The organism is Streptomyces bacillaris, assembly GCF_003268675.1.
GTDB lineage: Bacteria > Actinomycetota > Actinomycetes > Streptomycetales > Streptomycetaceae > Streptomyces > Streptomyces bacillaris.
In genome coordinates, this window is sequence record NZ_CP029378.1 from 1549047 (window position 1) to 1570550 (window position 21504).

6 protein-coding genes and 1 pseudogene (1 of these 7 cut by a window edge) are annotated in these 21504 nt (G+C 73.2%); all 7 read right to left on the reverse strand.

From position 1 onward, the window contains the following. Positions 1-15379, reverse strand: the beginning of a protein-coding gene (locus DJ476_RS34405; protein WP_318294873.1) for a lonely Cys domain-containing protein. Its footprint begins 16244 nt before the window's first position; 15379 of the gene's 31623 nt are visible here — the first part of the coding sequence; the start codon lies at positions 15377-15379; its stop codon lies off the left edge, out of view. Positions 15380-15469: 90 nt separating this feature from the next. Beyond that, positions 15470-15853, reverse strand: a complete 384-nt coding sequence (locus DJ476_RS06310; protein ID WP_070202359.1) for a hypothetical protein — start codon at positions 15851-15853, stop codon at positions 15470-15472. Between the two features lies 1 nt (position 15854). Beyond that, positions 15855-16306, reverse strand: a pseudogene (locus tag DJ476_RS06315) (YbaB/EbfC family nucleoid-associated protein). Positions 16307-16479: 173 nt separating this feature from the next. Next, the gene (locus tag DJ476_RS06320) at positions 16480-20058 is read right to left on the reverse strand and encodes an AAWKG family protein (protein ID WP_112490057.1); all 3579 of its coding nucleotides are present in this window, start codon (positions 20056-20058) and stop codon (positions 16480-16482) included. 45 nt (positions 20059-20103) lie between these two features. After that, positions 20104-20580, reverse strand: a complete 477-nt coding sequence (locus tag DJ476_RS06325; protein ID WP_103421904.1) for a type VII secretion system-associated protein — start codon at positions 20578-20580, stop codon at positions 20104-20106. 126 nt (positions 20581-20706) lie between these two features. Next, the gene (locus DJ476_RS06330) at positions 20707-21015 is read right to left on the reverse strand and encodes a WXG100 family type VII secretion target (protein ID WP_070202356.1); all 309 of its coding nucleotides are present in this window, start codon (positions 21013-21015) and stop codon (positions 20707-20709) included. A gap of 89 nt (positions 21016-21104) precedes the next feature. After that, positions 21105-21440 (reverse strand): hypothetical protein, encoded by a 336-nt coding sequence (locus DJ476_RS06335; RefSeq protein ID WP_070202355.1) that lies wholly within the window; start codon positions 21438-21440, stop codon positions 21105-21107. Positions 21441-21504 lie beyond the last annotated feature (64 nt).

The following is a 21504-nucleotide window of genomic DNA, read 5'->3' on the forward strand; positions in this document are numbered from 1 at the left end:
TGGCGTGGTTGTGGGTGAACAGCTGGGCCCCGCCGTCGGCGGTGGTGCTCACCGACTGGATCAGATAGCCCTCGCCCACCTCGGCCCAGGCGTACTCGTTGACCCCGGCACGGGCGGCCGCCCGGGTGAGCGGCTCGCGCCGCGCGTTGTCCTGGGTGTGGCTCAGGGCGCGGCCGTACGCCTCGCCCGGGGTGGGCGCGCCGACGACCCCGCCGGTGAAGCGCGGGTCCCGGCCCGCCTGCCGGGCGGCCCAGCCGGGGGTGATGCCGCCGTCGGGGAGGGCGCCGTGGGCGACGGCGGTCAGCGCGTGGGCCAGGTGGTGGGTGCCGGTGACCTCGCGGCTGTGCAGGGCGTTGACCGGGGCCGTGGCGACGGTGCCGTCCGGGGTGCGGAAGGCGAGGTGTGAGAGCGGTGCACCGTCCGTCCCTGCGACCGCCCGGGCGAAATCGCGGGTGAAGGCGTGCTCGGAGGTGCCGGACGGGTTGAGGAACCGGGGCTCCACCCGGAACAGCGGTTCGCCGGGCATGCCGTCCTCCCGCCTGAGGACCACCCGCACCGAGGGGTCGGCCTCCAGCCGGACACCGGCCCCGGCGGCGGCGAGCCGGGCCGAGGAGCGCTCGATCGCCTCCCGGGTGGCGAACATCTGCCGTCCCCGGCCGGTGGTGCCGTCGACGGGGGCGTGCAGTGCGACCGTGCGGTCCGCGGAGATGTGCAGCGGCGGCCGTCCGGTGGCGGGAACGGTGGTCTCCGGCTCGGCGGGCAGGACCAGCGCGGGCCCCTCGTTCCCGTCCGCCGCCCGGACCTCCTCGACGGTCCGGGGGCCGGGCTCGGTGAGCAGCACTCCGGTGCCGCCGCCGTCGATGACCTCGTAGTCGCGGGTGATCAGGGGGCGGGGCCGCAGGGCGTCGATCCGGTGCTCGAACTGGGCCCGGTCGGCCAGCCGGTCGAACTCCGCGTCGCCGTCGCTGGTGGAGGCGCCGTCGCTGCCGTCCTCGCTGACGCTGTCGTCGCTGTCGCTGCTGAGGTCACGGGCGCCGGGCAGGCCGGACTCCTCCGCCGACGGGGGCGCGAGCCAGTCCGGACCGGTCTGCCCGGCCCCCCGGTGCACGACGAGGTGCGGCTCACCGGTGGTGGGGTGGGTCAGGACCTCCGCCGGCCCCTGCGGGTACCAGGCCGGGCGGCCCGTCGTCCCCACGACGAGATCGGCGACACGGGCGGCGAACGCCGGGGGCAGGGCGAGGACGAGGTCCGCGCCACGGGGCCGCCGCGAGTCGTACGAGATGATCCGGGCCATCTCCACGGGGTCCTGGACCACGAAGGTGCGCCACGGCGTGACGATCTCGACGCCACCGCCCTCGGCGGCCGTCCCCACGAACAGGTACGGGTTCCGCCACGGCGCGGGCCGCTCCACCGCCTGCCCGGACCGCTCGGCGAGATAGGACCCGGGGTCCGGCAGCCCGCGGCCCGCCCCCGTGAGGTCCCGGCCCGCCGGGGTGGAGTCCTCGCCGCGCAGCAGGGTCTCCTCCGCGAGGGCGTCCCGCCTGGTCTCGATCTGCCGGTCGACGAAGTACAGGGCGAGGTCCTCGGCGCTCGCCAGGTCGTCCGACGAGGCCTCCAGGGCCAGCGCCCCCAGGTCCCGTACGTCCTGGCCGGTCACCCGGGAACGGGCGGGCATGTGCAGGACCTGCCGGGTGAGGTCGGTCAGCCCGGCGCCCGGCGGACGGGTGCCCGCCGCGTCCTCGACCAGGGCGTACAGGGCCTCGGAGGTCTCCTGGAGGCGGACACGCGGCGCCCTGTTCCACTGGGGCCCGAACACGGTGGACAGCCAAGCGGGGTCGGCCCAGGGCGGGGTGGCGCCCTCGTCCTCGGAATCAGAGCTGGAATCGGCATCGGAATCCGCATCCTGGTCGGCCTCGGTCTCGGCGTCCGTGTCGGGGCCGGTGGAGCCGTGCGGCCGGGGGCCCGCGCCGGACAGGGTGCTGAGTTCGTACGCCTCCTCCTCGCCCTCCAGGCCGGGGTGGTCGCCGTCGGTCGGGGACGGGGGCGGCGGAAGGGGCACCTCCGCCACCACGGCCGTCTCCGGAGGCGTGGGCACGGGCACGGCGGTCTCGGGGAGGGGAAGCGCCGAGGTCTCCGGGGCCACGTGCTCGGTGGTCTCCGTGGGGGCGGATGCGGTCGGCGGAGGGGTGGGCATGGCCGGAGCGGCGGGCTTCTCCCCCGGCTTCTCGCCCGACTTCTCACCGGGTGTCTCCACCGATGTCCCGGCGGTCTTCTCCGCGCTCTTCCCGACGGGCGGCAGGGCGGTCTTCTCGCCCGTCTCCTCCGCCGTCTTCACCGTCTCCGGCGTCTCGGCTGCCTTCTCCGTCTTCTCCGTCTTCGGTTCGGGGGACGTCTCGACGGCCGGCGTCTCCGGGGCGGGAGCCGGGGCCGGGGCGGGCGTGCGCGGGAGCAGCGGTACGAAGTCGCCGCCGCGCCGGCGCAGCCGGAGGACGGGGGCGTCGGAGGTGGGGCCGGGGTACGTGTGGGTGGTGCCGTTCTCCTCGACCAGGACGACGGTGGTCCCGGTCGCCGCGGCCGCCCACTCGGCCACCGTACGGTCGGCTTCCGGGCCCCACGGGGCCTGGGAGAGGTGGCGGCGCAGATGGCCGTCGAGGGCTTCCGGGCTCGGCGCCGGAGCGCCCGGCCGGAGCTTCGGCGGCGGGGGCGAGAACAGCGCGTCGCGGTCCGCCCGGGCGCCGGGGAGTCCGTTGAGGCGCATCAGCTGCGCGGGGGGCAGGTCGGCACGGTCGCGGAGGCGCACCGCCTCGCCCTTGTCTCGCCCCGGCTGCCCGGCCGCGTCGCGCAGCGCCGAGGAGAGCGCGCCGAAGAAGCCGTTGCCCCGCCCGGCCGGGGTGCCCTGGGTGTACGTGGCTCCGTCGGGGGCGGTGAGGACCCCGTCTCGGTCCAGACGGTGGCGGGGGCCGGTGGCGTCGGCGGGCGGCAGCCAGGGCGGGGTCGTGTGGGTGCGGTGGGCGGGCGGCTTCGGGGTGGCCCCCGTGGTGCCGGGGGCCGGGGACGTACCGGTCGTGGTGCCGACGGTCGTCCCCTTCGTACCTCCACCCGTCGTCTCGGAGGTCGTACCCGTCGTACCTCCACCCGTCGTCTCAGCGGTTGTGCCCGTCGTCCCGGTGGTCGGCGGGGCGGGCAGCGCGGTCGTGACCGGAGGGGTGGCGTCGGGGGTGAGGGCGGCGGCGAAGAAGCCGTCGGCGGCGAACAGCACCGGGCCCGCCGTCGGCTCGGCCGTCGCCGGGTCGGCGCCGTGCGGGAGGAACGTCTGCGGCCGCCCCTCGCCCGTGACCACCGTCACCGGGGCGCCCAGGACCCGGGCCGCGAGCGCGGGCAGGAGATCGGCGCCTCCGTGGTCGCCCGCCCGGCGCACGGGCGGAGCCGGAGACCCGTCGGCCGGGGAGCCCTCGGCCGGGTCCGCCACGGGCTCGGGCGCGAACGGGCGGGACAGGGCGGCCATGGCCAGCGCCATCCGCTGCTCGGGGCTGGGCCAGACGGTCTGCGGGAGCCGCCCGAACGCGTCGAACTCCGCCTGTTGAGCATCCGTCAGATCAATTTCCGCGAAGTCCAGTTCGGCCTGGGTGAAGGTGTCCGCCGCGTCCAGGGCCAGACCGTCCAGCAGGTCCTCGTTGCCGTTGTCGCCCAGGGCCCACGCGAGCCGGTTGCGCGCGGCTTCGACGGCCTCGGCGGTGACCGACGGGTCGCCGGGGGCGGACGTGAACCGGTCGGCGAGGTCCGGGCCCAGCAGGAGGGACAGCTGCCCCTCACCCTGGGCCGTGGCGAGCAGCGCATGGAAGAACGAGGCCCCGTCGTGCGGGACTTCGTGCACCTGGTGCACCGTAATGCCGTCCGGCGAGGTGAGGGTGCGCGGGTCGGTGCCGGTGGCGTCGGTGACCTTGTACGGCTCCGGGGCCTCGGAGCGCCAGTCCGGCGTGGTGTACGTCTGCGGCGCGTCCTTCACCGGGACCGCGGCCGAGCCCTGGTGGTGGGCGGTGAGGCGGGCGGCGGCGAGGTGGAGACGGTGGTGGTCCTGGGCCGCGGTGTCCAGGTTGTCCTGCCGGCGGCGCACCTCGTCGCGGGCCGTCTGCCAGGCGGTGACGGCCGGGGACTCGGCGAGGGGCCGGGACAGGACCGTCGCCCGGCCGTCGTCGCCGAGCGCGGTGCGCTGGTCGTCGCTCAGGTCGAGCCAGGCCTCCCGGGCCTTCGCGCGGGCGTCGTAGTAGCTCTTCTCGGCGGCGGCGAGGTCGGCCGCCGCCTTGGCCTGGTCGTCCCAGGCCGTACGGGCCTCCTCGGGGAAGGTGGTGTCGTCGAGGAGGCCGTGGTCGCGGGCGATGTCCTCGCGCAGCCACACCAGCGCCGTGGTCTCGGCCTCGACGGCGCGCGGGCCGCGCCGGGGCCTGCCGAGGGCCTGCATCGGGCGGGAGTCGGTGACCCGGTGGTCGACCTCGGCCACCGACAGCCAGCTGACGGGGACCGCGAAGAGCATGCTGCGGTCGGTGACGACCTTGACGTGGGTGCCGAGGGTGGTGTCGGTGGCGCCCTTGAGCGCGGTGGAGTCGTTGGCTCCACCGATCGGCGCCGAGACACCGGGGTTGATCACGCCCGCGTTGCTGTTGCCCGCCAGGGGCGACGTACCGACCGCGCCCTCGGTGTTGTCGGCGATGCCCGCCTCCAGCGCGTCACCGGTCTTGCGCCGCTGCACGGCCTCCATGCGCGGCTTGTTCTCCACGGCGAGCAGCCGGGCGCCGGTGCGGTGCATCTTGGCGAAGAGGCGGGAGTCGGCGGTGTGGGACTGGCCGAGCAGGCGGGCGGAGGACTGGGTGGGCAGCGGGGAGCCGTCGGGGCCCAGCGCCTCGCGGAAGCCCGCCGTCAGGCCGACCTGGGAGGTGGCCTCCTGCTGGGCCTGGGCCGGGGCGGTGCCGAGCGCGGTGAGCGGGGTGTGCCGGGCCATCCGTACGCGTTCGGTGAGCGAGGCGCCCGTGTGGCGCTTGCCGAGGTCCGCGTCGCCCGGGAAGCCGTCGGCCCGTGCGGTGGCGAGGGTCAGGGCGTCCCGCACGTTGCCGGAGCCGACGATGTCCACGGCGAGGATGCCGGAGCCGATCGCGTCGTCGAAGGTCAGGATGTCCGGGTCGGTCTCACCGGTCTCCCCGTCCGTGGTCCGCCACCGGGCGACGGCCTCCGGGCGAGCCTGATCAGCCGTCAGAACGCGTACGGAGTGCGGGGGTTCGGGCACGTTCTGCTCGGTGAGCGCACCGTCCTTCCCGTCGCCCTCGGGGGTGAGGAGGCTGGCAGGGAGGATCTCGTTGAGGCTGCCGACGGGGGCGGTGACGGCGGGGCCGAGCGGTCGGCCGGACGCGTCCTCCAGGGTGGCCGTCAGGATGTACGTGGTGACGATCTCGGCGTGCGCCTGGGTGGTGGCGATGTTGGGCATCGAGGTGCTGCCCGTCGCCTCGGTCACGTTGCCCGACCGCTGCTTGGCCGCGGTGCCCTGGAGGGACGGGTTGGCGGCCAGGGGCCCGTCGCCCGGCGAGCGCTGGCTCGCGCTGAGCGTCACGTCGCCGCCCCGGTCCTGGGTCCGGCCGCCGACGTCGTCGCGTGCGGTGGTGCGGTAGTCCTCCAGCTCGTAACCGGTGCGCAGCCGCTCCACGGTGGTGGTGACCGGCGTCAGGGTCAGCCTCAGCTGCCCGGGGCTCCCCCCGACCGGCAGGTGGTGCGGGCTGGACCAGGAGCGGTAGCGGACCGGCAGGGCCATCCCGTCGGCGGTCAGCTCGTGCACATGGGAGCGGAGGAAGTCCGGCGAGAGGCGCTGGAGGACCTGCTCCCGGTCGTGCGAGGGCACGCCCCTCCGCTCCAGCTGCCCCGTCAGCTGCTGGGCCGCGCGGCTCGCGTCCAGCTGCCCGCTGGGGTGGGAGGGGAAGTGGCGGCGGCTCAGGAACGGGGGCAGCCGGTAGCGGCCGCCGAGGTTGTCCGGGGTGGCGGTCCCCAGCCCGTCGGGGGCGAGCCCGGCCTCGATGGCGTCCTGCATCGGCAGGTGGAACATCACCGCGTCGCGGATGCGCTGGAGGGCGGCCGCGGCCCGGCGCGGGGCGAGGGCGCGCCCGAACCCCTCGGAGATCCGCCCGGCGGCGGAGCTGATCCCGGTCCCGGCGCGGGTGCCGACCGCCCCCATCGCGGCCGTCCAGCGGTCCCGCACGGCCACGGTCTCGGCGGCGTCCGCGACGACCAGGTACATCCGGCCGGCGTAGCTGAGGGTGGTGTTGCGACCGCGGGTGAGGGTCTGCGAGACGCTGCGGCCCTTGCCCCAGGCGTACTGGAGGGCGGTGGCGTACGAACCGGCCACGGCGGGACCGCCGGGGGCCTGCTGCAACGGCATGTCCGCGCCCTGGAGACCGAGGGTGGTCCGGGACCCCTTGCTGGAGGTGCCCGCGACGCGGTGTTCGTTGCCGATGGTGGCTTCGAGGCTGCCCGGCTTGGGGTCGCTCTTCACCCGCAGGTTGCCGAGTTCGCCCCGGACCGCCGCCTTGAGGTAGTGCGTCGAGAAGGGGCCCGCTCCGGTGAGTCCGGTGATGCGGGAGCCGAACGGGCCGAGGTACTGGCCCAGTTGTCCGGCGATGCCGAGGTCCGCCATGGCCCGGCGCAGGGCGGTCCGGATCGGGGTGCCGGGCGCGCTGACGTGCCAGGAGGAGCCGGTGGCGCGGTCGGCGGTGTCCTGGACGAGCCGCTGGCGCTGTTCGCCGCCCTCGGTGCTGAGGACCACGTGCGGGGCGCTGAGCAGCTTGTTCACGAGGTTGCGGTCGGACGCGGCGGTCCGGGGCAACGGCCGGATTCCGTCGAGGAGTTGGTCCGCCTCGGCGGCGGAGAGCGGGGTCGGGGCAGGGGTGGGCGCCGGGGTGGGGCCGGTGGCCGGGGTGTCGGCGGGGCTGTGGCGCGGGGAGCCGTGGGCCGCGGGGACGGCCAGCTCGACCCGGCCGACGGTCTCGGTGCCCCGGGCGAAGAGGGGGCGCTCCTCGACCTTGCTGACGAAGACGCCCGCGCCCAGCAGCCCCACCGAGACCAGCCGGGTCCAGCCGCGCGGGCGGCGGTGGCCTTCGAAGGTGGCGCCCAACTCGACCTGGTAGCTGTAGAGATCGGCACCGTTCTGGAAGGTGAGCTGGTCGTGGGTGACCGCCACGGTGTTCTTGGTGGCCTTGCCGTGGGTCCTGGCGTGGCGCGCGCCGACGGCGACGTTGCCCGTCTGGCGGGGCAGCCCGCTGGTGGGCTCCTTGGCGTGGTCGCGGGGCGAGACACCGACCTCGATGCCGCCGGAGAGCGTGGTCGACTCCTGCTGCCCCTGCCCGGAGATCTCGGTGCCGATGACGGCGTTGCGCAGCGACCGTTCGCTCAGGGTCGTCTCGAACTGCCGGTCGGTGAGCCGGGCGCGCAGGACGAGGGTGTGGTGGCCGCGGCGGACCTTGCCGTCCTCGGTGAGGGTGACCGGCACCCCGGTGGTGGTCAGGTCGTCCAGACTCTGCGCGAGGGTCGGCCGGTTCAGCGCCTCCCGCACCTGGCGGTCGTTGTGCAGGGCGGTGCGCATCCGCCCGTCCCCGTACCAGAGCTTGGCCAGATGCGGGTGACGGAGCATCAGCGGCGGTACGAAGAGCGAGGGATAGGCCCGGTGGAGTGTGTCCAGGACCGTGTCGGTGAAGGCCTTCAGCGGATCCTGCGGGGCGGGCGCGGGGGCAGGCGCCGGAGCGGGCGTGACGGCCGTCGCGGGAGCGGGTGTCGGCGTGGGCGTGGAGGTGACGGCCGTCGCGGGGGCCGGGGTGGGCGTGGCGGTGGCCGGGGCGGTCGGCGGTACGGGGGCCGGCGTCGGGGTGGTGGCCGGGGCGGGGGTGGTCGTGGCGGGCGGGGCGGGGCGCCGGTCCGGTACGAAGCCCTCGGCGCGGACCTGGCCGCCCAGGTGGACCGGGTCCTCCCGGGTGAGGTACCACGGCACCGGCGGCTCGGCGTCCGCGTTCGGTCCGGTGGCACCCGGCGTACGGCTGTCCCAGCCCGCGAGGCGGCGCGCGTCCTGGGTGGAGATCCAGTCGAGGCTGACCACCCGGACCGGGCGGGCGGCGGAGGCGGGCTGGCCGGCGCCCCGCACCATCAGGGTGCGCTCCACCCGGTAGAGCGCCACCGGGTGGTTGCGGACGCGGCCGGTGACCTTGCGGGCAGCGTCGGTGCCGAGGTTGTGCCCCCGGCCCGCGCTGAGGTCCGCGCGGACCATGGGGCCGCCCTGGATGCGCACATCGGTCTCGGGGCCGATGACGGTGGAGTTGGGCCCGGCGGTGATCTGCACCCCGAGGCGGGTGTCGCGGGTGTGGGCCCGCTGGTTCTGATACGTGGTCTGGGTGAGGTCGCGCACCTCGGCGGTGACCGACTCGGTGACCAGGGTCGCCCGGTGCGGGATGGACCGCTCGACGACCAGGTGGCCCAGCGGGTGCTGACCGGCGCCCCGGGTCAGCTCGGGTCCGCTGACCGGTCCGGAGAACCGGCCGAAGAGCCCGAGCAGCCGCCCCGGCCGGACGTAGGAGACCAGCGTGCGGTGGGCCGAACTGCCGGGCCTGGCACCGGAGATGGCGAGCGCCACGTCCTCCGGCGGGTCCGTCAGGTGGAGCGCGGTCGTGTCGGTGATCCGCGGCTCGACGCCGTCCGGGAAGGTCAGCGTCCGCGGGGCCCGCTGGGGGCCCTTGAAGGGCACGGTCAGCTCGTCGGGCAGCCGCCAGCTCAGCCCGTCGCGCAGGGCGAACCGCGCGGAGTGCACCTCGGTGCGCTGCCAGTGGGGTGCGGTGGCGGGCGGGGTGCCCGGGGTGGTCGCGGCCGGTCCGGGGGTCTTCGGGGCCTCGGTGACCCGCTCCACGCGCACCCGGTAGTGGACGTCGTCCAGGTGCAGGTGGGAGCCGTCGACGGACCGGTACTCGCTCTGGTGGTACGCCTGGGTGCCCTGGGTGTAGTCGGTCTTCCGCGTCCAGCCCAGCGAGACGCCGATCTTCAGCATCCAGTTGAGCGGCGGGCCCATGCCGATCGCCAGGGCGATCCTGCGTCCGGTGCCGACGCTGCGCCCGCCGCCGTATCCGGCCTGGCCGCGCCGCATGGTGTCCACCCGGACGGTGGCCCCGCCGACGTCGGAGAAGCGTTCCCAGCGGTGGTACGGCACGGCCTCGACGATCATTTCGTGGCCGACCCCGGACTTCTCCCGGCCCACGAAGCGGGCCCCGCGCGGGGCGGTGAACGCGCCGGGCTGGTCCTTCAGCAGCCGCTCCACCTCCGCCCGGTCGAACTGGGTGCGGAGCTTCTCGGGCAGTTGGTCGAAGACCTGCTGGGCCACCTGGTCGGGCGAGCGCAGGGTGAGGATGCCGACGCCGTTGAGCAGCCCGGTCCGCGGACCGGTGGCGCTCCGGGGTCCGGGGCTGGGGCCGGTGCCGCCGCCGTCCGGGTCGGTGTCGGGGCTGATCAGGACGGCGGGCAGCCGACTGCCGTCGTCGAAGGTGACGGTGCGCGGGGCGGCGCCCGGCGGGCGGGCGTCGTCGCCGGTGAGCAGCCGGGCCGGGCGGTGCCGGTCGAGCTGGGTCTCCAGGGGGACGGGGTCGCCCCGGTCCGGGTCGGACGGGGTCGGGGTGTCCAGGTCGGTGACGCCGCCCATGCTCCGCAGCCACTCCCCGAACACGTCGGAGCCGGCCGGGTCCGGGGTCGCCGGAGCGGTCGGCGGCGCCGGGACGGGGGCCGGGGTGAGCGTGGTCAAGGGGGCGGTCGTGGGAGTGGTCGTCGGGGTGGGCAGGGCGGCGGCCGGGACCAGGGCGTCGTAGTGGTCGGAGCCGTTGTAGGCCAGGTGCAGCACACCGCCGTCCCCGCCCGGGTTGAGCGGGGCGGTGAAGGTGTGCCCGGGCGACGTGGTGTCCGGTCCGACGAGCCGCAGCTCGACGCCGAGGGTGTGGGCCAGGGCGAGCGGCAGGACATCGGCGAAGGGCGAGGACCACAGGCCCCGTTCCCCGGCCGCCTCCACGATCAGCCCTCCGGTGCCGATCCGCCGCGCGTCGGCGGGCGTGGACGCCACCTCCGCGAGCCGGGAGTAGCCGCTGTCCCGGAGGATGCGCCGCCACCGCCGTCCGTCCCCGTCGGTGACGACCTCCTGCGCGATGCGGTCCCAGCGCCGCCCGATGTGCTCCCGCGCCTCCGGGTGCGAGACACCCGCCAGGGCGGTCATCCGCAGGTCGTCGACGACGGCGAGCACCGGGTCCGGCGTGGCCTCGACGGCCGGGGCGAGCAGTTCGGAGCCGGTCAGCCGGTCGCGGAGCAGGCTGCGGAGTCCGGCGACGTTCCGCGCGGCCCAGGCGGGCGGCACGGTGGTGGCGCGTGCGCTGTCGAGCAGCGCCCGGAAGAGGCAGTCCCCGTCGGCCCGGGCGGGCAGCTTGCGGAAGGGGACGCCGGCCACGTCGATGGTGTCGGAGAGGGCAGGCACCGTGCTGTCCTCGCTGAACAGGTCCACGTCCCCCGCGATGCTCTCCGGCCGGTCCGCCGGGGCGGGTCCGGGGCGGTCCAGGCGGCGGGCCAGCTCGGCGGAGTCCTCGGGGCCGAGGCCCAGTTGGGAGACGGGGAGCGGGGCGTCGGAGAGCGACCAGGCGACCTCCGCGGACCGGGCGTAGGCGAGGCCGGACACATCGGACCGCGAGACCAGGGTGTCCGGGGCCAGTGAGGGCGGCGGGGCGGGCGGGGGCGGCAGCAGGCTGTCGAGGGTGGTCGTGGGAGTGGCACCGGACCGGAGCGCGGCGGCGGCCTCCAGGAACGCGGTGTACTGGTCCGGGGTGGGGCCGGTGGACGGGTCGACGGCCGTGGCGTAGCCGGTCGCGGCGTGCCAGTCCGCGACCATGCGGTCGAGCAGGTCCGGCGTCATCCGGCCGTCGCCGTACCGGGCCGCGGTTCCCGGGTCGCGCCAGCGGAGCCCGTCCACATAGGCGAGCGCGGCCAGCGCCTCCCGGTTGCCGGGCCGTTGTTCGGCGTCCGGGCCGAGCGCCTCCCGCAGCGTACGGATCTGCTGGAGCGTGCGGGCCCGGGCGAACGCGTCGGCCGGGTCGGGACCGCTGTGCAGTCCGGCGTCGCGCGCCAGGTCGTCCAGGGCGGAGCCGGAGGGTTCCGGAGTGAACAGCCGCCACCGCCCGGGCCCGCCCGGGCCGTCGCCGAGCACCGCCCGTACGTTGCCGTCGCGGTCCTTCGCGGTGCCCGCCTCGGTGGTCGGCGCGTACACCGGGCGCCCCGTACGGTTCGCCACATGCTGGGCGACCGGCAGTCCCGCGATCCTCGGCTGCTGCCCGGTCTCGCAGGAGAACAGCACCAGCGGCCGGTCCTGGTCCCCGTCCTGCGCCCAGGACTTGAGCACCTCACCGAGCTGCACGCCGCTGACCTCGACGGTGGGGTGCGCGGCGTTGTCCGTCCCGAGGGTGACGGTACGGGGCGTGCCGTGGCCCACGAAGTAGTCGGCACCGCGCTCGGTGCCGGAGCCGGGGAGCGGGGCCGGCGCGCCGGTGAAGACCGTACGGGGAGGGGGCGCGGTCCCGTCGGCCCCCGGGGTCCCCTCGGAGGTGGTGCGCACACCCCGGAAGGTGTCCTGGCCGAGCAGCGCCCGGCGCCCTGCGCTCCGTCCCGTACCGTCCTCGGCCGGGCTCTGCGAGATGGTCACCGTCCGTACGGCGGTGCCGGGTTGCGGTGCGGCCGCCGTGCTCGCCACGAGGCGCCGCAGCTCGGAGAAGGGCACCGTCTTCCCGCCGAGCGTGGTGACGGAGGGCCCGGCGGTGGTGGACGGGACGGTCCCGCCACGGGTGGCCGGGGTGGTGGAGGTGGTGACGAGGGCGCCCGGGGTGGTACCGGAGTCCGGACCGGTGCGGCTCGGGGTACCGCCCGTCTCCGGACCGGTGCCGCCCTCCCGCCCGCCTTCCAGGTGCACTTCGGTGGCGGCCTCGCTCCAGGGCCGGGCGTCGGCGGCCAGTTTGGAGACGGCGGGGCCTTCGGCGGTGACCGTGGAGGCGGTGACGACCGGTGGCTTGACGTCGGGGGCCGGCTCACGACCGGAGGCGGACACCGGCAGCTTCACGTCCGAGGGCGACTCGGGACCCGCCGTGGACGTGACGGGCGGCTTGACGTCGGTGCCGGGCTCACGACCGGACGGCGGCGCCGGCGACTTGACGTCCGACGGCGACTCGGGGCCCGACTCGGACACGACAGGAGGCTTCACATCCAGGGCGCGCTCCCGACCGGACGTCGTCACCGGAGGCTTGACGTCCGGCCGCGACTCCGGACCCGAATCCGAGGTGACCGGCGGCTTCACGTCGGCACCGGACTCACGACCCGATGTCGAGGCCGGGGAGCCGGTGTCCGTGGGGAGGTCCGAGCTGGTGGTGACCACCGTCGGCCGGGAGCCCGGAGACTCCTCGGGACCGGCGGTGGTCCCGGTGGTGTCGGCCGGCCGGGCATCCGCGCCGGGACCGTCGACGGCGCCCGGGTCCGTCGTCGTACCCGACTCGGCCGCCTTCACCGCGGGCGACTCGGCATCGTCCTGCCCGGGCTCGGCGGGGCCGGGGTTCTCCGGCGTCCCCTCACCGGACGGCTGCTGTACGGAACCGGAGTTGCCGACCGGTCCGCCGGGCGTGCCGGGACGCGGTGCCGGTGACGTGCTGGAGTTCGGCGGGGCGGAGGTCGTCGTGGAGGTGGTCGAGGTCGGTCCGCCGGTCGTCGTGGCGGGCGGAGCGGCCGTGGTACCCGGAGGCGGAGGCGCCGTCACGACCGGTGGTACGCCCAGGGCATCGGCGAGCGGCAGCAGCACGTTCGCGCCGGGGAACGCCGTGTCCACCGGCGCGTCCGGGCCCCCCGCGAACTCCGGTCCGGTGAGCGGGCGGACCTGCACCGGGGCGCCGGGGCCCTCCCGGGTCAGCTCGACGGCACCGCGTTCGGTCAGCGCCGCGTCGCCCCCGCCCGGCGGGCCGAGCACCACGGCCCGGTCCACCCCGGCGCCGTCCAGCAGCGCGGCGGCCTCCGGCGACCCCTCGGCCGCCGGGGGCAGGTTCTCCGCGACGATGACGGTCAGCGGTGCGTCGGTGCCGGTACCGGTACCGGTGCCGGGCGAGGCCACCGGCCCCGTACTGTCACGGGTCTCCGGGCCCTCGCCGCCCACCTCACGCCCTCCGGAGGCGTTGCCCTCGTCGGCGGTGTCGCGGGTCTCCGGCCCCTGCCCGGACGGCTCCTGCCCGGAACCGGGGGTGTCCCGCACCCCGTCGCCCGGACCGGTAGCGGTGCCCTCGCCAGGGGTTGTGCCCGGCCGGCCGACGGTGTCCACGCCGTCCGGGGCCGCGCCCGTGGGCGTACCGGGCCCGGGGAGCGGCGCGGGCGTCCCCTCCCCCGTACCCGGCGGGTTCACGGTCACCGGTGTGCCGAGGCTCTCCAGCGCCCGGCGCACCTCGTCGGCGTCGATCAGGGCAGCGGGCCCGTTGCCGGTGGGGACCACCCGTATCTCGGGCAGCTGGGACAGGTTGCCGTGCAGACCGTCGCGTACGCCGATCTCGGCCGGTCCCGGGGGCCGTTCGCCGCGCAGGGCCGCGAGGTCGCGCAGCGCCTGGTCGCGCACCTCGGGCGGCCCCTGGTGGACCTGCTGCCACAGGGCGTTCTCGGCGGCGGTCACCGGCAGCGGGCCCGGGGTGTACGCGGGCGGGTCGACCGGGACGTACGCCGGGGGGTCCTGCGGGGTGTACGGCGGCGGGCTCTCCGCCACGACGGGCCGCGGGGAGGAGGAGTTGGTGAACTCGTCGAGCCCGGTGGGGCGGGGTGCCCCCGGGCCGTCGCCGTCGAAGCCGCCGCCCGAGGACTCCGTACGCGGCGGGCCGTCGCCGGTGCGGCCGGAGCCGTCGCCGTCGCCGGTCCGCGCGGGGGCGTCGGAGGCCGCGCCGCCGGAGATGGTGGGCGGCTGGTTGCGCAGGTTCTCGATGGCGGTGCGGAGTTCGTTGCCGGTGTTGAGGGCGATGTCGGAGAGCCCGCCCTCGACCTTGCTGCTGACGCCCGCGCCGACGAACGTGGTCCAGTTCGAGGAGAAGTCGCCCTCGAAGGCGCCCTTGATCAGGATCTCGCCGACCGTCTCGCCGCCGCCGGCCGCGGCGAAGTCGAGGACGCCCTTGAGTCCGTAATGTCCGGCCAGTGCGCCGGGGCGGTCGGCGTTGTTCTCCAGCAGGCGGTAGTTGCGCCACAGGTCCGGGTTGGAGCGCCAGACGGCCGGGTCGTAGCGGAAGGTGAACGGCCGGTCGCGGAGGAACGCGGGCAGGTCGCTGTCCAGGTCGGGGCGGGGCCGGGGGCGGTCCTGGGGACCGCCCCCGGGCACCGGATCCGGCTCGGGGCCCGGCTTCGGCCGCGGTCCCGGTTCGGGGGACGGATCCGGGCCCGGCTTCGGCCCCGGGGTGGGCTCCGGGGTGGGGGTCGGCTTCGGCTGCGGGGTGGGCTCGGGCTTCGGCTTCGGCTCGGGGGTGGGCGTGTCCGGGCCGGGCTTGGGGTTCGGGCTCGGGTTCGGGTTCGGGGTGTCGAACTTCAGGTCGGGGCCGGGTCCTGGCCGGTCCTTGAACGGGGGCCCGTCCTTGAGGAAGTTCATGTCGTAGCTCTTCACGATGTTCTTCGCCCAGTTCTCGAAGACGCTCGTGAAGAACCCGGCCGCCGCGCCGAACGCGGCAGCCTTGCCGATGTCGCCCCAGTCGATGCCGTCCGGACGGCGGCCCTCGGGGGCGAAGTTCATCATCGCCAGCCGGACGGCGAAGGTGGTGAACGCCTCCGCCAGCGCCTCGCTGAGGGACGGCATCAGGTGGAGCCGCTTCATCAGGTGGCTGAAGAGGGTGAGGAGCACGAACCGGCTGCGCAGCTTCGCCATCAGGATCTGGCTGGCGGAGGCGCCGCCCGTGAAGAAGGACAGCGCGAGATAGATGGCGATCTCGATGAGCAGCCGGATGATCTCGGCGATGACCTGCCACTTGGACTCCATGACGTCCATGCCGGTCTTGCGGCGGCCCGCGCCGATCTGGTCGAGCTGCTTGGTGAACTCCAGGAGGTAGTTCTTGCCCTGGTCGTCGATGAGCGTGCCCATCGCCTGCTTGTAGGAGACGGCCAGTTCGTCCGGCATCGCCTGGGCGATGTCGTGGACCGACTTCTCGATCAGTCCGGAGAGCTGCTCGATCTTGCGGGCCATGCCGGTGAAGTTGTACTGGCTCTGGTCCGCCAGGTCCTCGTCGATCGTGGTGAGGAACTCCCCGGTCAACGCGAAGATCATCGCGTTGATCTCCGGCGTGGGCATGATGCTCAACGGCGGCCGCCTCCGGTGCCGTCCGGGCAGCCCTGACCGGCCGCTCCCCCGGTGGTGCGGGAGCGGCCGTCGCGGCGGAGGTCAGTGGCGCGCACGTCCGCCCGAGCCGCCGCCGTACGCACCGTCGGTCTCGGTGCGGCTGTTGTACTTGTGGAGGCCTTCCAGGTTGGTGTCCCGGGTCTGGCGCACCAGGTGGATCTGGTCCTTCATGGCGGCGGTGCTGGCGCTGAGCGCGTCCCGGAAGCCGGTCATGGTCGCGGTGACCTTCTGCGTCTCCTCCCGGTCCCGTTCGGTGGCCTTCTGGCTCATCTCGTCCGTGCTCGCGGCCGTGCCGGTCCAGCCCGCGGTCTCGAAGACGCCGTCGCGGAAGTCCGTCAGGATGGACATGGCCAGTTCGGCGATCTGGTCCTGCTGTTCGGTCAGCGACTCCACCCGGCTGGGGTCGAAGTAGTAGCGTCCGGCCATCTCAGTCACCGTCCTCGTCGAGCGCGTCCCGCCAGGCGGGCTTGGCGGCGTCCGGCCGCGGCCGGTCCTCCTCGTCGTTCTCCAGCACCTCGGGGCCGAAGATCTTCGCCCAGTCGACCTCGAAGCCCGGCAGTTCCGGCACGGCGCTGCTGGCTTCGGTGAAGGGCATCAGGGCCTTCATCACATGGCGGTTCATCGCCAGCCGGGCCTCGGCGGCCGCCTCCATGACGCTGGCCGCCAACTCCTGGGGGACATGTCCCGGTACTTGTTCTCCAGGAACTCCAGGCTGGTCAGCTCCCCCTGGGGGCCCACGGTCACGCGCACCGCGCGGTCGGAGGAGAGACGGGCGAACGAGGCCTGCCGCAGCTCGTGTTCGGTCCGCGCGATGGCTTCCTGTGCTTCCTGGAGTTCGGCCATCGCCGTCTCCAGACGCTTCTCCAGAGGTTCCGGCACGCCCATGTTCCCTTCTCCGTTCCTGTCGACCCCGGTGTGCCGCCCCACGGAGCGCACACCTTGATCAACACCTGACGATTCTGCTGGTGACCGCCCGTCGGGGGAAGCCCGTACGGCCCGCCGTCCCTATGGGATGCGTCTCTTCTCCGCCCGGGGGCGCGGAGCCGGTGCGGTCACCGTCCGATCACGGCGGGGCTGCCGCCCTCCTCGGTGCCCCAGACGTCCTCGTCCTCCTCCAGGTACGCGGAGGAACTGGTGGTCCTGCGGGCGCTGTCCGGCTCCTCGGCGGCCCGGGGGTCGCTGCCGTTGCTGGTGGTGGAGACCCGGGGGGCGGGGGCGAGGAAGGTGTCCTCGCTCTCCTGGCGGTTCCAGGCACCGCGGCGCCGGCGTTTGCGGCGGGCGCTCTCCTCCGCCGCGTCGACCAGCACGGCGCGCACGCGTTCACCGTTGCCCTTCTCGCCTCCGGCGCCGCCCATGCCCGCGCCGCCCATCGGCATACCGGGTGAGCCGGGCATCCCGGGTGCGCCGGGGGCACCGGGGGGCGGCCCGCCCTGTCCGGTGGGCTGGCCGGGGTTGAGCCCGTCGCCGGTACCGTTCCCGAGGAGGGCGTTGTCGAGCGCGACGGGCCCGAGGCTGCCGCCGCTGTTACCACCGCCGCCGAGGTCCAGGCCGGAGAGCGGCACGTCGCGGGAGACCGTGCTGGGGCCGCCGCCGGAGGAGCCGCCGCCTCCGTTGCCGTTCAGGCTGCCCAGGTTGCCGAGGTCGAGCCGTTCGCCGGGGCCCCGGTCCAGTCCGGAGTTGAGCCCGCCCAGGTCGACGGTGCGGGTGTTGCCATCGGGGTCGGTGATGGTCGTGCGGCCCGTCTCCGGATCGGTGACCTGCACCGTCCCGTCCGGGAACGTCGTCTTCAACTGACCGTTGTCCAGAACCGTCTTCGACCCATCCGGATTGGTCACCTCCGCACCATGCGTCAGATCCACCGTCCGCGTCGAACCATCCGGATCAGTGATCGTCAACCGACCCGTATCCGGATCGAACGAACTCCGACTCCCATCCGGAAACACACTGTTCAGATCGCCATCGAGCCCCAACGACGTACGACCACCCGTCGGGGTCTCCCATCCGCCACGAGCCCCGTCCATACCATCCAGGTCCAACCGGTCCAGCCCACCGGAGGAGTTGTTGAGTCCGCCCAGGTCGACGGTGCGGGTGTTGCCGTCCGGATCGGTGATGGTCGTACGGCCCGTCTCCGGATCGGTGACCTGCACCGATCCGTCCGGGAACGTCGTCTTCAACTGACCATTGTCCAGAACCGTCTTCGACCCATCCGGATTGGTCACCTCCGCACCATGCGTCAGATCCACCGTCCGCGTCGAACCATCCGGATCAGTGATCGTCAACCGACCCGTATCCGGATCGAACGAACTCCGACTCCCATCCGGAAACACACTGTTCAGGTCACCGTCGAGCCCCAACGACGTACGACCACCCGTCGGGGTCTCCAACCCACCAGGAGCACCATCGAGGCCACCCAGGTCCAGCCGGTCCAACCCACCGGACGGGTTGTTCAGCCCGCCCAGGTTGCCGAGGTCGGTGGTCGTGGTACTGCCGTCCGGGTTGGTGGTGACGGCCTGTCCGGTCCGCGGGTCGATGACCTGCTTGGAGCCGTCCGGGAAGGTGGTCGTCAGGTTGCCGTCGCGGTCGAGCGAGGTGACCGAGCCGTCCGGGTTGGTGATCTTGGCTCCGCCGGAGAGGTTACGGGTGACGGTGGAGCCGTCCGGCGAGATGGTGGTGAGGTCCCCGGTCTCCGGGTCGAAGGTGCTCCGGCCGCCGTTCGGGAAGTCCGTGGTGATCGCCCCGTCCCGCAGCCGGGTGCTGCCTCCGGTCGGCGTGTTCAGGCCGCTGTTGCCGAGGAGGTTGCCCAGGCTCCGGGTGAATTCCTGGTTCGGGTTGCCGCGTGTGCCGTCCTGGTTGCCGTTGAGGGGGCCGAAGTTCACCGGGCCGCTCTGGGTGACCGGAGGGATGACGCCCGGGGGGAACGCACCGGGGCCGCCGTTCAGGTCGTCGCTCAGGTTCCCCAAGTCCCCCAGATTCCCCAGGCTGTTGAGCGCCTCGTTGTTCGCGTTGCCCAGGTCACCCAGGCTGTTGAGCACGTCGTTGTTGGCGTTGCCCAGGTCGTTGAGGTTGTCGAGCGCCGTGTTGTTGATGTTCCCGAGGTCGTCCAGGACCGTCTTGTTGTTCTGGTTGAGGTCGTCCAGGATGCCGTTGCTGTTCTTGTTCAGATCATCCAGGAATTCGTTGTTCTTGCTGTTCAGATCGTCCAGGATGTCGTTGTTCTTGTTGTTGAGGTCATCCAGGATGTCGTTGTTGTTCTTGTTCAGGTCGTCCAGGAAGTCGTTGTTGTTCTCGTTGAGCTTCTCGAGCCACTCGTCGATGTCCGGACCGCCGCCGCCCGTGGGGTCGTTGAGCTTGTCGTTGGCGTAGTCCTCGCCCGCCGTGCTGGTGGTCTTGGGCTTCGGGACGTTCTCGGTGAAGTCCTTGGTGAGGTCCAGGAAGCGGTTGTTGAGCTTCGACGTCTCCGCGATGGCCGGCCGGATCAGATCCTGGTCGACGCCCTGGTTCCACAGTTCGACGGCCCGGTCACCGACCTTCTTCCAGTTGGCGATGTCGCTCAGGTCCCCGTAGATCGGGTGCTCCTGGAGGAAGCCGCCCTTGGGCGAGTGGGTGACGCTGGTGTATCCGGCTCCCTGGTAGCCGGTGTGGGTGTAGGCCTCGATGTCGCTCTGGCCGATGTTGTGCTCGTTCACCCACATCGCGAGGTCGTCGAGCAGATAGCGCAGCACCCGCAGCGGGTCGTAGTGGGGGGACTGCGCCCACTCCAGCCAGTTCCCCAGCAGGTTCGTGGCACTGTCCTTGAGGGTCTGGCTGCCGATGGACAGCGCGCGGGAGTAGACCGTGCCGCCGCTGCCGGTGGCGTCGTCGGCGTAGGTGGAGGCGCCGAACGTCTCGACGTACCCGTCGTAGTTCTCGCGGACCTTCTTCAGCAGATTGCGGAAGACATCGGCCGCCTCGCCCTTCCAGCTCGCGTCCTCGCGGGCGAAGCGGTCCTCCCAGTCCTTCAGGACGACGGCCTTGTTCTTGAAGAACTGGGCCGCCCGGTCGAAGGACTCCCCGGTATCGGAGAAGGACTTGAGCACGACGGCGTTGTTGTCGTCCACCTGGAGCCCGGCGAACTTGACGCCCTCGGTCCCGCCGTCGCGCAGCGCCATGAGTGCGGCCCGGGGGCCGTTCATGTACTGGGCGAGCGGGATCGTGCTCATCTCCTGCTTGTTGTAGTCCTTGAACTCGTTGCCCTCACGGACGCTGACGTCGTCGACGTCCTCGGACGAGGTGCTCGCGAAGTGGATCTCGTTGTCCGACTTGACCCGGCCCTCGAAGACGATCCGGGCCTGCATGAGGACGGTCTTCTTGTTCTTGTTCAGGAAGTAGATGTCGTAGTCCTGGCCCTCGTTGACGAGGAAGCCGGACTCCGAGACGACGGACTTCAGGTCTCGTTCACGGATGTCCATCCGGAACAGCGGGCCACCGCTGGTCGAGGTGAGCTTCTCGAAGATCGTCTTGCGGTCCGGCACCGGATAGCCGGTGATGTGACGGACCAGGGTCGCCCAGGCGTCATCGGTCTCCGCCTCGTACCCCTTGAGCGTGTTGATGTTGTCGCGGGAGTTGGGGTCCGCGTTCCCGACCTCAGCCACTGGTGGCCCCTTCGGTGCTGGTCCTCGTCCTGGTCCTGGTGCCGGTCAGGAGTTTCCTTCGCTGCCGCCGGTGCCTCCGACGGTCAGGGCGTCCACCTCGTCGAAGGTCTGGAGCAGCGTCTGCGCGTCGATCGCGTCGAGATTCTTCTCCTTGGTCTTGTTCGCCTCCTCGATGGTCTCGGTGAGGGCTTCCTTCAGCTCCTTGAAGAGGGTCACCTGGTCACCGAGGAGCTTGTCGATCCCGGTGGCCGCCGTGGTGATGGAGGTGAGCAGCGTCTTGCCGGAGATCAGGTCCTCCTCCTCGCCCCGGCCGATCTTGCCGATGCGCAGGATCTGCTGGTCCTTCTTGGAGTTCTCCTCCGTGGTGTATCCGGCGACCAGGTCACCGAGCGGGCGGACGCCGTCCTTGGTGTCCTCCCGGTGGCTCTTCGCATCGCGCTGGACCGGCTCGACCTCGTAGTCCCGGAAGTTCTCCATCTGCTTGAGGTCGAAGTGCTTGACGTCGGCCTTCTCACCGGCCATGGGGCATCCTCCTCGGGTTCGGTGCCGGATGGGGTACGGAGCGGCGGGCGCCGGAGGTCTCCGGTCGCCCGCGACGCGTCCGGGTCCCGCCCGCCGACGGGGCGGTGGGGCGGAACCCGGAGTCGGCTAACGGGCCCGTACGTTGCCCCAGTTGTCGGCGCTCCGGCGCTCGTCCCGCGAGTGGCTGTCGTGGATCGTCTGGACCAGGTCGCCGCTGTCGCGGAGCAGCTCCGCCATGCGCTGGGTCGCCTGGTTCCACTCGAACTGCACGCCGCGATACATCTCCTGGTCGGCACCCTCCCAGGAGCTGATCAGCGGCTTCAGCTCGCCTTCCAGGTTGCTGAGGGTGGTGATGATCTTCTGGGTCTCCTGTGCCAGCTCCTCGATCGCGTGGCGAACCTTGGCGTACTGCACATCGATGATGCCGTCGGCCATGACATCTCCTCTCGGATGACCGGGCCCGGGGCCCGGGGGTGCTCAGGGGTTTCCGGCCTCCGCTCGGAGGACGGTCGACGCGAGGAAGGTCAGCGCAGCGCCTCGAAGACGCCCTGGCTGGTCTTGCTGTTGAGCACCTCGGTGAGGTCCCGGTTCTCCTGCGCCAGCCGGTTCGCCGAGTCCACGTTCTCCTGGAGCGCGTTGATCATCTTGCTGATCTGGACGACGACCTTCTGGGACTCGCCGGTCCAGCTCCGGAAGAGCTTCAGCAGGGCCTGGCCCTCGTCGCCTCCGACACCCGAACGCGCCGCGATCTGGGCAACGTTGTCCTGGATCTTCTCCACCGAGTTACGGGCCGACTCGAGTGAGGAGACACCTCCCAAGCCTTTGGCATGATCCGCCCTGCGCTGGCCAGTGTCCGCCATGTCACGCTCCCTTCGTCGAGGCAACTCTCGTCACGTGGTTGCCCGCTGAGGTTATGGAGAACCT

Bases quoted from the DNA above. Each gene is read 5' to 3' on its own strand.
- DJ476_RS06310 (WP_070202359.1), bottom strand. From the start codon at position 15,853: ATGGCCGGACGCTACTACTTCGACCCCAGCCGGGTGGAGTCGCTGACC.
- DJ476_RS06325 (WP_103421904.1), bottom strand. From the start codon at position 20,580: ATGGCCGGTGAGAAGGCCGACGTCAAGCACTTCGACCTCAAGCAGATG.
- DJ476_RS06330 (WP_070202356.1), bottom strand. From the start codon at position 21,015: ATGGCCGACGGCATCATCGATGTGCAGTACGCCAAGGTTCGCCACGCG.
- DJ476_RS06335 (WP_070202355.1), bottom strand. From the start codon at position 21,440: ATGGCGGACACTGGCCAGCGCAGGGCGGATCATGCCAAAGGCTTGGGA.